A 12,396-nucleotide genomic window follows, 5' to 3' on the forward strand; every position below is an offset into this window, starting at 1 on the left:
GCGTGGTTCTAGAGGCCGAGGGCGGCGAGCACGCCGGGGCTCGCCTGCACCGCGCTCCTGCGGTGATAGAAATCGAGCGCGCGCAGGCCGCCCAGCTCGGCGCCGCCGCCCGCGCGGCCGGGGCCGCCGTGCAGCGACATCGGCATCACGTTGCCGTGGCCGGTGTGGGCCTGCGCCACCTCGGGCGTGATGACGTGCACGCGGCCATGGCTCGGTGCGACCGACAGCGCGGCCTGGGCGAGCGCTGCATCGTCGCTGCCGTACAGCGAGGTCACGAGCGAACCCTGGCCACGGTGCGCGAGCGCGATGCCGTGTGCCAGGTCGTTGTAGGGCAGCAGCGTGGCGACGGGGCCGAACACTTCCACGTCGTGCACGCGCTGCGCCGCATCGGCGTCGCGCGCGCCCAGCAGCACGGGGCCGATGCAGGCGGCCACGGCGGGGTCGGCGTCGATGAGGGGCTTGTTGCTGCTGTCGTGCAGCACGGTGGTCTGCGCGGCCAGCGCGTCGAGGCCGTCGCGCACCGCATTCAACTGTGCGCGGCTCACGAGCGAGCCCATGCGCACGCTCTCGTTGCGCGGGTTGCCGACCGTGACGCCCGCGAGCTTGGCGCCGATGGCTTCGGCGGCGGCGTCGTACACCTCGGCCGGCACCAGGATGCGGCGGATGGCGGTGCACTTCTGGCCCGACTTGACCGTCATCTCGCGCACCACTTCGCGCACGAGCAGGTTGAAGGCCTCGCTGCCGGGGGCGGCGCCGGGCAGCAGCAGGGCGCTGTTGAGGCTGTCGGCCTCGATGTTCACGCGCACCGAGCGCTCGGCCACGGCCGGGTGCGAACGGATCACGGCGGCCGTCTCGGCCGAGCCGGTGAACGAGACCACGTCGAAGGGCTGCAGCTGGTCCATCAGCCCGGCCGAGCTGCCGCAGATGACCGACAGCGCGCCGGCCGGCAGCACGCCCGCATCGACCACGTCTTTCACCATGCGCTGCGTGAGCCAGGCGGTGGCCGTGGCGGGCTTCACGATCACGGGCACGCCCGACAGCAGCGCGGGCGCTGCCTTTTCCCACAGGCCCCACGAGGGGAAGTTGAAGGCGTTGATGAACAGCGCCACGCCGTGCGTCGGCACCTGCAGGTGCTGCGACTGGAACACGGGCTCCTTGCCGAGCTTCACGGCCTCGCCGTCGCGCAGCGCGCGCACGTCGCCGAGCGCATCGCCCCACTTGGCGTACTGGCCGAGCGTGAAGATCGCGCCGTCGATGTCGACGGCCGAGTCGTTCTTCACCGTGCCGCAGTTCGCGGTGGCGATCTCGTAGTACGCGTCGCGGTTCGCCTGCAGCACCTTCACGAGGGCGGCGAGCAGGCCGGCGCGCTGGCGGTAGGTGAGGGCGCGCAGCGCGCGGCCGCCCTGTTCGCGGGCGAAGCTGAAAGCTTCGGGCAGGTCGAGGCCGGTGGCGTCGACGCGCGCGAGTTCGATGCCGAGCACCGGGTCGAACAGGGGCGTGCCGGCGCCCGTGCCGCTTTGCCAGCGGCCGGCGACGTGGTTGGCGAGAAGGTCGGTCATGGGGTGAACTTGATCTGCCCTTCGGGCAGCAAATAAAGGACGAGTGCGCGGCCCTGGGCCACGGTCGGGCGGTGTGCGGTGCCGGGTCCGTAGACGCACCAGCCCGCGGGCCGTCCGTCGAAGGTGGCGGCGGGGGTGTCGTCCAGCGGCATGATCAGGTCGATCTCGCCGTTGGGGTGCGTGTGGTGCGGGCCGGCGAGGTCCTGCATGTCGACCACGTCGACCGAGAAGCGGTGCAGCGCGTCCTCGGCCTTGAAGACGCGGCCGTACTTGATGCCGCCGCCTTCGCGATCGCACAGCCAGCCTTCGGCGACGCCGCCGATGCAGGCCTGGCGCAGTTGCGCAAAACGGGCGCTGCCGGCGCCGTGGGTGGCGTTGAGCCACTGGTCGAGCGTGGCGTCCAGCGGCTGGCCGGCGATCTCGGCGGTCAGGTCGGCGATCAGCTGGTGAAATGCCGCCTTGCCGGTGGCGGGCGTGGGGGTGTCGGACATCGTGGGCCTCGAACGGATGAACTATCGTCTTCTTGCAGGAAGTCTGCGTGTGCAGTATCTTGCGTGTGATCGAACAATAAGCAGCGAGACAACAGGTGTCAAGCAATATAGTGCATCTATGGTGTTTACCCTGAGCGCGCACAATCCCGGCGAAGAACGAGGAATGGCATGAACGAGCATGTAGACGCGGTGCTGGCCACCGCGCCCGAGGGCGGCACCGGCAACCACGGCGCCGCCGTGGCCGGGGAGGCCAAGAACCCATTGCTGGTGGCACTGGGCGACCGCGTGCGCAACCTGCGCGCGCAGCGCGGCCTCACGCGCAAGGCGGTGGCCCTGTCGGCCGACGTGTCGGAGCGCCACCTGGCGAACCTGGAGTACGGCATCGGCAACGCATCGATCCTGGTGCTGCAGCAGGTGGCCGGGGCGCTGCACTGCTCGCTGGCCGAGCTGGTGGGCGACGTGACGACCAGCTCGCCCGAGTGGCTGCTGATCCGCGAACTGCTGGAGCACCGCAGCGAGGCCGACCTGCGCCGCGTGCGCGTGGCGCTCGGCGAGATGCTGGGCACGGCTTCGGTCGACCCGGCGCGGCACCGGCGCATCGCGCTCGTGGGGCTGCGCGGCGCAGGCAAGTCGACGCTGGGCCAGATGCTGGCCGAAGACCTCGAAATTCCGTTCATCGAGCTGAGCCGCGAGATCGAGAAGCTCGCGGGCTGCAGCGTGCGCGAAATCCACGACCTGTACGGCACCAACGCCTACCGCCGCTACGAGCGCCGCGCGCTGGAAGAGGCGGTGCAGATCTACAGCGAAGTGGTCATCGCCACGCCCGGCGGCATCGTGTCCGACCCGGCCACGTTCAACGAGCTGCTCGCCCACTGCACCACCGTGTGGCTGCAGGCCGCGCCCGAGGAGCACATGGGCCGCGTGGCCGCCCAGGGCGACACCCGCCCGATGGCCGCCAGCAAGGAGGCCATGGAAGACCTGCGGCGCATCCTGAATGGGCGCGCTGCCTTCTATTCGAAGGCCGATCTGTCGGTCGATACCAGTGGGAAGACGTTGCCGCAGAGCTTCCAGGCGCTGCGCAGCGTTGCCCGGCAGTCGATGGGGCTGGCCTGAGTTTCTTGCTGCTGGCGTTGGGGCGTTCGCTGTTCAGGGCGACGCTCCCGCCGACGGGGTACCTTGCTCCGCGAATGTCCCCCGGGGCTTCGCCCCTCCTCCTTGATTTCGCTGCGCAAGGCACCCCATCGGCGTGAGCGTCTTCAGGGCAGTTGTTGATCGGCCGTGAACCGACCGCACGCCCCCTGATCCCTCATCTGCCTGAAATCTGAAAAAAAGCACAACAGGCATTGACTTGCCTGGTTGCATGCAGCATGATGCATGTCATCGGAACAAGGAAGTGCATTATTATTCCTGTTCACGGTTTTCTGAACACAGCCCCACAGGAGACTTCCGCATGACCGACACCACGCTCCAGGCGCCCCAGCGCGTCGACTACCGCATCGAACCCGCCCAGTACCGCCACTGGTCGCTGAGCTTCGACGGCGCCATTGCGCGCCTCACGCTCGACATCGCGGAAGACGGCGGCATTCGCCCCGGCTACAAGCTCAAGCTCAACAGCTACGACCTGGGCGTGGACATCGAGCTGAACGACGCGCTCAACCGCATCCGCTTCGAGCACCCCGAAGTGCGCAGCGTGATCGTCACCAGCGGCAAGGACCGCATCTTCTGTTCCGGCGCCAACATCTTCATGCTGGGCGTTTCGAGCCACGCCTGGAAGGTGAACTTCTGCAAGTTCACCAACGAGACGCGCAACGGCATCGAAGACACCTCGAAGCACTCGGGCCTGAAGTTCCTCGCGGCCGTGAACGGCGCCTGCGCCGGCGGCGGCTACGAGCTGGCGCTGGCCTGCGACGAAATTCTGCTGGTGGACGACCGCTCCTCGTCGGTCTCGCTGCCCGAAGTGCCGCTGCTCGGCGTGCTGCCCGGCACCGGCGGCCTGACCCGCGTGACCGACAAGCGCCACGTGCGCCACGACCTCGCCGACATCTTCTGCACCAGCGTCGAAGGCGTGCGCGGCCAGCGCGCGGTCGACTGGCGCCTGGTCGATGCCGTGGCCAAGCCCGCGCAGTTCCCGGCCGCCGTGCAGGAACGCGCCACGCAACTCGCCGCCGGCAGCGACCGCCCCGCCGGCGCCAAGGGCGTGGCCCTGACCCGCGTCGAACGCACCGACAGCGCCGACGGCATCGCGTATGCCAACGTCAACGTGCAGATCGACCGCAGCAAGCGCACCGCGACGATCACCGTGAAGGCACCCACCGGCGCGCAGCCGGCCGACATCGCCGCCATCGAAGCCGCGGGCGCCGCCTGGTGGCCGCTGGCTGTGTGCCGCGAACTCGACGACGCCATCCTCAACCTGCGCACGAACGAACTCGACGTCGGCACCTGGCTGCTCAAGACCGAAGGCGATGCCGCCGCCGTGCTCGCATCGGATGCCGTGATGTTCGCCAACAAGGACCACTGGCTGGTGCGCGAAACCATCGGCGCGCTGCGCCGCACGCTGGCGCGCCTCGATGTGTCGTCGCGCAGCCTGTTCGCGCTGGTCGAGGCCGGCTCGTGCTTCGCCGGCACGCTGGCCGAGCTGGCCTTCGCGGCCGACCGCACCTACATGCTCGCGCTGCCCGACGACGCTGCGCGCGCGCCGAAGCTCACGCTCAACGAATTCAACTTCGGCTTCTTCCCGATGGTGAACGACCAGAGCCGCCTGCAGCGCCGCTTCTATGAAGAGACCGCACCGCTCGAAGCCGCGCGCGCCGCCGCCGGCCAGGCGCTCGACGCCGACGAAGCCGTGAAGCTCGGCCTCGTCACCGCCGCGCCCGACGACATCGACTGGGACGACGAGATCCGCATCGCCATCGAAGAGCGCGCCGCCATGTCGCCCGACGCACTCACCGGCCTCGAAGCCAACCTGCGCTTCGCCAGCAAGGAGAACATGGCCACCCGCATCTTCGGCCGCCTCACGGCCTGGCAGAACTGGATCTTCAACCGCCCCAACGCCGTCGGCGAAAAGGGCGCGCTGAAGGTCTACGGCACCGGCCAGAAAGCCGGCTTCGACCTGAACCGCGTTTGAGCACAGAGCAGTCCGCACAACCCAAGGAACAACGATGAGCACGATCAACTACAGCGAGAAGATCCCCAACAACGTCAACCTCGGCGAAGACCGCACGCTGCAGCGCGCGCTCGAAGGCTGGCAGCCCAACTTCATCAACTGGTGGGACGACGTGGGCCCCGAGGGCTCCACCAACCACGAGGTGTACCTGCGCACCGCCGTGAGCGTCGACCCGCAGGGCTGGGCGCAGTTCGGCCACGTGAAGATGCGCGACTACCGCTGGGGCATCTTCCTGAACCCGGGCGACGCCAACCGCGAAGTGCACTTCGGCGACCACAAGGGCGAGAAGGTCTGGCAGGACGTGCCCGGCGAACACCGCGCCAACCTGCGCCGCATCATCGTCACGCAGGGCGACACCGAGCCCGCGTCGGTCGAGCAGCAGCGCCACCTGGGCCTCACGGCGCCGTCGATGTACGACCTGCGCAACCTGTTCCAGATCAACGTCGAAGAAGGCCGCCACCTGTGGGCCATGGTCTACCTGCTGCAGAAGCACTTCGGCCGCGACGGCCGCGAAGAGGCCGACGCGCTGCTGCAGCGCACCTCGGGCGACGCCAACAACCCGCGCATCCTGGGCGCCTTCAACGAGAAGACGCCCGACTGGCTCGCGTTCTTCATGTTCACCTACTTCACCGACCGCGACGGCAAGTTCCAGCTGGCCGCATTGGCCGAGAGTGCGTTCGACCCGCTGGCGCGCACCACGAAGTTCATGCTGACCGAAGAGGCGCACCACATGTTCGTGGGCGAGAGCGGCGTGTCGCGCGTCATCGCGCGCACCGCGCAGGTGATGAACGAGCTCAAGACCGACGACGCGCAGAAGATCCGCGCCGCCGGCTGCATCGACCTGGGCACCATCCAGCGCTACCTGAACTTCCACTACTCGGTGACCATCGACCTGTTCGGCGCCGACCAGTCGAGCAACGCCGCCATCTTCTACAGCTCGGGCCTGAAGGGCCGCTACGAAGAAGGCAAGCGCGACGACGATCACGTGCTCAAGGGCCAGACCTACAAGGTGCTCGAGGTGAAGGACGGCCAGCTCGTCGAGAAGGACGTGCCTATGCTCAACGCCCTGAACGAAGTGCTGCGCGACGACTTCATCAAGGACTCGGTGGCCGGCGTCGGCCGCTGGAACAAGGTGCTAGAGAAGGCCGGCATTCCCACCCGCCTGGTCGTGCCGCACAAGGCCTTCAACCGCCAGATCGGCGCACTCGCCGGCATCAAGATGTCGCCCGAGGGCCGCGTGGTGAACGACATCGAATGGGCCGCCAAGCGCGACGAATGGCTGCCGAGTTCCGAAGACTTCGCTTTCGTGGCATCGTTGATGGGCCGCGTGATCGAGCCGGGCAAGTTCGCAGGCTGGATCTCGCCGCCGGTGATGGGTATCAACCGCCAGCCCGTCGATTTCGAGTACGTGCGTTTCGGCTGAGCACCTGGATATGAAGCCCTCGTCCCCACGGCGAGGGCATGGAGAACAACATGGACATGGTCGTTGAAGCCGGGGTCATCAAGCAGCACCTGATCGACCCCGAGATCTGCATCCGCTGCAACACCTGCGAGGCGACCTGCCCCGTGAACGCGATCACGCACGACGACAACAACTATGTCGTGCGTGCGGACGTCTGCAATGGCTGCATGGCCTGCATCTCGCCGTGCCCCACGGGCTCGATCGACAACTGGCGCACCATGCCGCTGGTGCGTGCGTACACCATCGAAGAGCAGCTCACGTGGGAAGAACTGCCCGCCGAGTTGTCGCCTGAAGAACTCGAAGCCGCGGGCGTGTCCGGCGCAGCCGCTTCGGCCGCGGAAGTGCCCGCACAGACGCAGGCCCAGGCGGCCGCCGAAGCCACCGAGCCTGTCTTCAACTCCGCGCAGTACGGCGCCAGCGTGCCGCCCTGGTCGGCCGCGCACGCCTACACCAACCTCTTTCCGCCGAAGACGCCGACCACCGCTACCGTGGTGGGCAACTTCAACTGCACCGAGGCCGGCTTCGACAGCGAGACCCACCACATCGTGCTCGACTTCGGCGTGGTGCCGTTCCCGGTGCTCGAAGGCCAGTCGATCGGCATCGTGCCGCCGGGCGTCGACGCCATCGGCAAGCGCCACCATGCGCGCCAGTACTCGGTGGCCAGCCCGCGCAACGGCGAGCGGCCCGGCTACAACAACGTCTCGCTCACCGTGAAGCGCGTCACCGAGGACCACGAGGGTGACCCGGTGCGCGGCGTGTGCTCCAACTACGTGTGCGACCTCAAGGTGGGCGACACCGTGCAGGTGGTGGGGCCCTTCGGCGCCTCGTTCCTGATGCCGAATCACCCCAAGTCGCACATCGTGATGATCTGCACCGGCACCGGCAGCGCCCCCATGCGCGCCATGACCGAATGGCGCAGGCGCCTGCGCAAGAGCGGCAAGTTCGAAGGCGGCAAGCTCATGCTGTTCTTCGGCGCGCGCACGCAGCAGGAGCTGCCGTACTTCGGCCCGCTGCAATCGCTGCCGAAAGACTTCATCGACATCAACTTCGCGTTCTCGCGCACGCCGGGCCAACCCAAGCGCTACGTGCAGGACCTGATGCGCGAACGCGCCGCCGACCTGGCCGCGCTGCTCAAGGACGGCGCCAGCCATTTCTACGTGTGCGGCCTCAAGAGCATGGAAGAGGGCGTGGTGCTCGCACTGCGCGACGTGGCGAAGGAAGCGGGGCTCGACTGGGACACCGTCGGCGCGCAACTCAAGCGCGAAGGCCGCCTGCACCTCGAAACGTACTAAGCTGCGGCGGATGCAGTTCGCCGACTTCCACGCAGGCCAGGTCATCGAGGCCGGGCCTTATGTGCTCACCGAAGCCGAACTCGTGCAGTTCGCGCGGGCCTACGACCCGCAGTGGTTTCACACCGACGCCGAGGCGGCGGCAGGCAGCCCCTTCGGCGGGCTCATCGCGAGCGGCTGGCACACCTGCTCCATCGCGATGCGGCTGGTGGTCGAGGCGGCGCTGGCCGGTTCCGAATCGTTCGCGTCGCCCGGGCTCGAGCACGTGCGCTGGCCGAACCCCGTGCGACCCGGCGATGCGCTGCGGCTCGTGGCCGACGTGATCGAGGTGCGCCGTTCCGAGAAGCGCCCCACGCTCGGCATCCTGCGCTGGCGCTGGCGGCTGTTCAACCAGCGCGCGCTCGTGGTGCTCGACACCGAAGTCACCAGCCTCTTCAAGCTGCCCGCACCCGACCTCTGAACGACACAAGCCCGCAACGCGCTAGCGCTGCGGGCTTGATTTCTTCTTGCGGAGCGATGCGCTGCAGCCGCCGCGTCCGGCCGCTGCAGCGATGCGGGGTGCGACTTACTTCTTGTGCAGGTCGACCGCGCCCGAGCCCTGCGCCTTGCCGCTCGCCTTGGCACCGGCCGTGGCCGGTTTCACGGCGCCGCCCACGGCGCCAGCGGCACCGGTCGCGCTGTTCACGGTGCTGCCTACGGTGTTGGTCACACCGCCGACGGCTTGCGTCGCGCCGCCCACGGCGCCCGTGGCACCGCCGACCGCACCCGTGGCCGTGCCGAGCACGCCACCGACGGCATTGCCCACGCCGCCGGTCGCGCCGGAGGTGGAGGTGTCCGCGTTGGCATCGGCCGACGCACCGGTCTGCGTGCGTGCGCCTGCTGCGCCGCCTTGTGGCGTCGCGCTGGTGCTGCCCGAGGCCTTCACATCGGCGTTGACCCCCACGCCGACCCCGACGCCTTGCGCCTGGGCCGTCCCGCCGAGGGCCAGCAGGCCCGCCAGCATGGCGCCGATGAAGATGCGGTTGGTTGCATGTGTAGTCATGAGTGACAGTTCCTTTCGTTGCTGAGTCACGGTTTGCAGAACCGACCGGGGTTCGATCGATTCGGGGGCAACCATGACGGGCCGGCAGGTTGTCGCCATGTGCGGCGCGTTCGCTCGACGCTGTGGGAATCGACCGTCGGCGGAATGGGGGGCTCGTGCGTTAGGGCCCCGTTTGCTTGGACTCGCCTGAGGGTGCTCTCCGACGCGATCAGTTGAAGGAGAGCGCCGATACTGAATTTGCACGCTGCGAATCTCTGCGAAGCACACGCTGTAACTCTGCTTTGCGCGCGCGCAATCTCCGCAATCGCGAGAGGAAGCGGTCGTCGATTTGCGAGTTGGCGACTGCCTTGCCGATGAGGCCATTGATTTCGCGCAATCTCGCCGCCGGCTCTTGCTCATCTAGCGTGTGCACGGCTTTCCAGAAATCGAACTCGCGCTTCGCTTGGACTGTCATGCGATTTCCGACAATCAGTACGCCAGTCACCAGCTTTCGCTGATGAGCGGTGTAAGCGCGGTCGCCGTGGTACTTGAAGCCATGACGGTGAACGATCTTCTTCGCGTCCCATAGAAAGCGGGGAGTCGCGTTGGTACCTGACCACGTCAAGTCATCCACGTAGTAACTGTCCCTGACGCCGTTTTCGAGTGAGTGTTGATGCAGCTCATCGAACATCGGCTTTGCCGAGAAGAACGCCAACAGCTGACTCGCACTGCTACCGATCGGAAGATGTCCATTCGACATGCAGAGCTTGGCTAGAAGGCCGGCGACATCAGGACTGCACTCAAGGACATCGTGGAAAAAGCGAAAAACATGAGCGGAAGTGACCGATGCATAAAACTTGCGGATATCAAGCTTGACCAATGGCACTGAGCCCACGTGCACTTGCGCGTTCGTGATGTAGGAACGATGCTTGCGACCGGAATGCAGGTAGTCCGGCTTTTCGATGCAGTCGAGCATCTCGAACACTCTTCTATGGAGCCTGGCCAGCGGTGGCCTCGGCAGCTCCACCGCCCTTTTCTTTCCGGCGTAAGTGACTTCAAAGGACCGGTAGTTCTCTTTCCGATTGGCCAACGCTTGAAGACTGGGAACCTTGGAAAGGAGAACGGACGCCAGTTTTCGCTTGCTCTTCATCTTGTAGAGCGGACTCTGGTTCAGCGGGTGGCTTCGAGTGGCGGACAAGTCGCCCTCATTGGTGGCGGGTGAAGAGCGGCGTGCTCATGTCTATCGGCCGCAGCGAATGTTGGTACCAGCCGCATGCGTTGAATAACTGGTCCAGAGGACATCCATCAGCTTGTCCCAGATTTCCAGAAGCAGGTAGATGAGCCTCGCAAGCCACACCACACTTCGAGCAATCCTGGCACCCGCTGGTTTCCTGGATGCCTGCTGGCGACTTGGGCGTCTTCGTTTCTTCTTAGTCATTTCATGACTCCTTCTTCGACCCGACCTCACAACATGTGAAGCCTCTCATCAGGGTTGAAGAAAATGGGAGAGCGCCAGCAGTTTTACCTCTGGGCCATAAATTTCGGCGCCAAGCTCATCGGAAGCCGAAGCTGCCGGGACGAACAGAATTTCCGTGGCCTGATCGTCATTGCGGACGACGGACCTCACAAAGACCGCATGCCCTGGCAGATGCTAGAAATCTTTCGATCTCCACGAACTACGTTCCCGCAGTTCCACCTTTGACGAGTGCACCCACATAGCCCAAGCGAGGGGAAATCTACGCTTGATGCCAGTCGAATACAAGGGAGGATTTTTCCGATTTTCACTGGGGAAGGCGAGGTGTAAAGACCTCGCGGCAGCAGCGGGTTAGATCGTCTTTGAGTGCTCTTTTCAAAACATGCAACTCATAATGTTGCATGAAACGAGACAGCAAGCTTTCCGGCGTGCTCCACGTGCTGCTGCACATGGCCGAGCTGGACGCCCCCATCACCTCCGAGGCGCTCGCCGCGGCGATGCAGACCAACCCCGTGGTCGTGCGACGGCTCATGGCGGGGCTGCGGCAGGCCGGCTTCGTCAGCTCGGCCAAGGGGCATGGCGGCGGCTGGGTGCTGTCGTGTTCGTTGAATTCGGTGACGCTGGGTGACATCCACAACGCCGTCGGCGCGCCTGCGCTGCTGGCCATGGGCAACCGCACCGAGAGCCCGGGCTGCATCGTCGAGCAGGCGGTGAACGCGGCGCTCGACGGGGCGTGCCAGGAGGCCGAGGCGCTGCTGCTGCGGCGGCTCAACGGGATCACGCTGGCCGATCTCGCCAGGGACTTTCATCGCCGCATGACGGGTGGCGGCTTCACCGCGAAGGACATCGCACATGCGCCATGACGCACTCATCGTGGGCGGCAGCTTTGCCGGCCTCTCCGCCGCCATGCAACTGGCGCGCGCACGCAGGAAGGTCTGCGTGGTCGACGCGGGCGCGCCGCGCAACCGCTTCGCCGCCGCCTCGCACGGCTTCTTCGGGCAGGACGGCATGCCGCCGCTGCAGATGATTGCCGATGCGCGCGACAAGCTGCTTGCCTATCCGTCGGTCACCTTCGTCGAAGGCACGGTGACTGCGGCGACGGCCGATGGCGCGGAGGGCTTCACGGTTTTATTGAACGGCGGGGAACAGCTGTCGACGCGCAAGCTGCTGCTGGCCTTCGGCGTGCAGGACGGCCTGCCGGACATTGCGGGCCTCGGCGAGCGCTGGGGAAAGAGTGTGCTGCACTGTCCCTATTGCCACGGCTACGAGTTCGGCGACCGTCCGCTGGGCGTGCTCTTTCACAGCGCGCACCCGCCGGACCACGCGTTGCTGATCGCCGAGTGGGGCCCGACCACGCTCTTCCTGAATGGCGACGCAGGGCCGGATGTCGAGGCACGCGCCCGGCTGCAGTCGCGCGGCGTGGCCGTGGAGTCCGGGCGCATCGCCGGCCTCGAAGGGCAGGGGACGGACCTGGCGGCCGTGCGCCTGGACAACGGCTGGCGCGTGCCGATCGAGGCGCTGTTCGTGGCGCCGCACACGCGGCCGACCAGTCCGCTGGCCGCGCAGCTGGGCTGCGCGTTCGACGACGGCCCCACGGGCCCGGTGCTGCGCGTCGATGCGATGAAGACGACCACGGTGCCCGGCGTGTACGCGGCGGGCGATGTGGCGATGGCTTTTTCCAACGCCACGCTGGCCTCGGCCGACGGGCTGTTCGCCGGGGTGTCGATGCACCGCGCGCTGGTGTTCGGGGCCTGATTTCAAATTTTTTCGGGGGAAGATGGCAAACCGCCTCAAACCACCCTATAATCTGAGGCTCACGCGGGAATAGCTCAGTTGGTAGAGCGCAACCTTGCCAAGGTTGAGGTCGAGAGTTCGAGACTCTTTTCCCGCTCCAAATCGCATGAAAAGGCCACCTCACCAGGTGGCCTTTTTCATTG

Annotated in this window: 11 protein-coding genes and 1 tRNA gene; 8 read left to right on the forward strand and 4 right to left on the reverse strand. The window is 66.6% G+C overall.

Features of this window, described 5'->3' with window-relative positions; genetic code table 11:
• Positions 1-8: 8 nt before the first annotated feature.
• Positions 9-1,559, reverse strand: coding sequence for a 3,4-dehydroadipyl-CoA semialdehyde dehydrogenase (locus tag AC1RGU_RS29370; RefSeq protein WP_492699770.1), 1,551 nt, complete (start codon positions 1,557-1,559; stop codon positions 9-11).
• A complete protein-coding gene (locus AC1RGU_RS29375; RefSeq protein ID WP_062470313.1) occupies positions 1,556-2,050 on the reverse strand; it encodes a 4-hydroxylaminobenzoate lyase in 495 nt (164 codons plus the stop codon). Before AC1RGU_RS29375 ends, AC1RGU_RS29370 begins: the two co-directional genes overlap by 4 nt.
• Positions 2,051-2,218: 168 nt before the next feature.
• Here AC1RGU_RS29375 and AC1RGU_RS29380 point away from each other — a divergent pair, with 168 nt between their 5' ends.
• From AC1RGU_RS29380 to AC1RGU_RS29400, 5 genes are all read left to right on the forward strand, one after another.
• The gene (locus AC1RGU_RS29380; RefSeq protein WP_492699772.1) at positions 2,219-3,163 is read left to right on the forward strand and encodes a helix-turn-helix transcriptional regulator; all 945 of its coding nucleotides are present in this window, start codon (positions 2,219-2,221) and stop codon (positions 3,161-3,163) included.
• A 337-nt stretch (positions 3,164-3,500) separates the two neighbouring features.
• Complete coding sequence (boxC, locus tag AC1RGU_RS29385; RefSeq protein ID WP_492699774.1) at positions 3,501-5,174, forward strand: 2,3-epoxybenzoyl-CoA dihydrolase; 1,674 nt, start codon at positions 3,501-3,503, stop codon at positions 5,172-5,174.
• Positions 5,175-5,208: 34 nt separating this feature from the next.
• Positions 5,209-6,636, forward strand: coding sequence for a benzoyl-CoA 2,3-epoxidase subunit BoxB (gene boxB / locus AC1RGU_RS29390; protein ID WP_062470322.1), 1,428 nt, complete (start codon positions 5,209-5,211; stop codon positions 6,634-6,636).
• A 50-nt stretch (positions 6,637-6,686) separates the two neighbouring features.
• Positions 6,687-7,967: a benzoyl-CoA 2,3-epoxidase subunit BoxA gene (boxA, locus tag AC1RGU_RS29395; protein ID WP_492699776.1), complete on the forward strand. Its 1,281-nt coding sequence runs from the start codon at positions 6,687-6,689 to the stop codon at positions 7,965-7,967.
• Positions 7,968-7,977: 10 nt separating this feature from the next.
• Positions 7,978-8,424 (forward strand): MaoC family dehydratase, encoded by a 447-nt coding sequence (locus AC1RGU_RS29400; protein WP_062470325.1) that lies wholly within the window; start codon positions 7,978-7,980, stop codon positions 8,422-8,424.
• 105 nt (positions 8,425-8,529) lie between these two features.
• On the opposite strand, the gene AC1RGU_RS29405 is transcribed toward AC1RGU_RS29400, so the two are convergent.
• Together AC1RGU_RS29405 and AC1RGU_RS29410 are read right to left on the reverse strand one after the other, a co-directional pair.
• A complete protein-coding gene (locus tag AC1RGU_RS29405) occupies positions 8,530-9,006 on the reverse strand; it encodes an adhesin (protein ID WP_095743081.1) in 477 nt (158 codons plus the stop codon).
• A gap of 208 nt (positions 9,007-9,214) precedes the next feature.
• Entirely contained in the window at positions 9,215-10,183 is a 969-nt protein-coding gene (locus tag AC1RGU_RS29410) for a reverse transcriptase family protein (RefSeq protein WP_492699778.1), read from the reverse strand.
• Positions 10,184-10,860: 677 nt separating this feature from the next.
• On the opposite strand from AC1RGU_RS29410, the gene AC1RGU_RS29415 reads away from it, so the two are divergent.
• The 3 genes from AC1RGU_RS29415 (at position 10,861) to AC1RGU_RS29425 (ending at position 12,353) form a co-directional block, all read left to right on the forward strand.
• On the forward strand, positions 10,861-11,322 hold the full coding sequence (locus AC1RGU_RS29415) for an Rrf2 family transcriptional regulator (protein WP_492699780.1): 462 nt from the start codon (positions 10,861-10,863) through the stop codon (positions 11,320-11,322).
• Positions 11,312-12,214: an NAD(P)/FAD-dependent oxidoreductase gene (locus AC1RGU_RS29420; protein ID WP_492699782.1), complete on the forward strand. Its 903-nt coding sequence runs from the start codon at positions 11,312-11,314 to the stop codon at positions 12,212-12,214. The genes AC1RGU_RS29415 and AC1RGU_RS29420 overlap by 11 nt, the downstream gene beginning before the upstream one ends.
• Positions 12,215-12,277: 63 nt before the next feature.
• A tRNA-Gly gene (locus tag AC1RGU_RS29425) sits at positions 12,278-12,353 on the forward strand.
• The last annotated feature ends 43 nt before the right edge of the window (positions 12,354-12,396 follow it).

Source organism: Variovorax sp. GW823-FHT02B07, assembly GCF_058797695.1.

Excerpts from the sequence above, each read along its gene's own strand:
- AC1RGU_RS29400 (WP_062470325.1), top strand. The coding sequence starts at position 7,978 with ATGCAGTTCGCCGACTTCCACGCAGGCCAGGTCATCGAGGCCGGGCCT.
- AC1RGU_RS29375 (WP_062470313.1), bottom strand. The coding sequence starts at position 2,050 with ATGTCCGACACCCCCACGCCCGCCACCGGCAAGGCGGCATTTCACCAG.
- AC1RGU_RS29420 (WP_492699782.1), top strand. The coding sequence starts at position 11,312 with ATGCGCCATGACGCACTCATCGTGGGCGGCAGCTTTGCCGGCCTCTCC.
- AC1RGU_RS29415 (WP_492699780.1), top strand. The coding sequence starts at position 10,861 with ATGAAACGAGACAGCAAGCTTTCCGGCGTGCTCCACGTGCTGCTGCAC.
- AC1RGU_RS29370 (WP_492699770.1), bottom strand. The coding sequence starts at position 1,559 with ATGACCGACCTTCTCGCCAACCACGTCGCCGGCCGCTGGCAAAGCGGC.
- boxA (WP_492699776.1), top strand. The coding sequence starts at position 6,687 with ATGGACATGGTCGTTGAAGCCGGGGTCATCAAGCAGCACCTGATCGAC.
- AC1RGU_RS29405 (WP_095743081.1), bottom strand. The coding sequence starts at position 9,006 with ATGACTACACATGCAACCAACCGCATCTTCATCGGCGCCATGCTGGCG.
- AC1RGU_RS29380 (WP_492699772.1), top strand. The coding sequence starts at position 2,219 with ATGAACGAGCATGTAGACGCGGTGCTGGCCACCGCGCCCGAGGGCGGC.
- boxC (WP_492699774.1), top strand. The coding sequence starts at position 3,501 with ATGACCGACACCACGCTCCAGGCGCCCCAGCGCGTCGACTACCGCATC.
- boxB (WP_062470322.1), top strand. The coding sequence starts at position 5,209 with ATGAGCACGATCAACTACAGCGAGAAGATCCCCAACAACGTCAACCTC.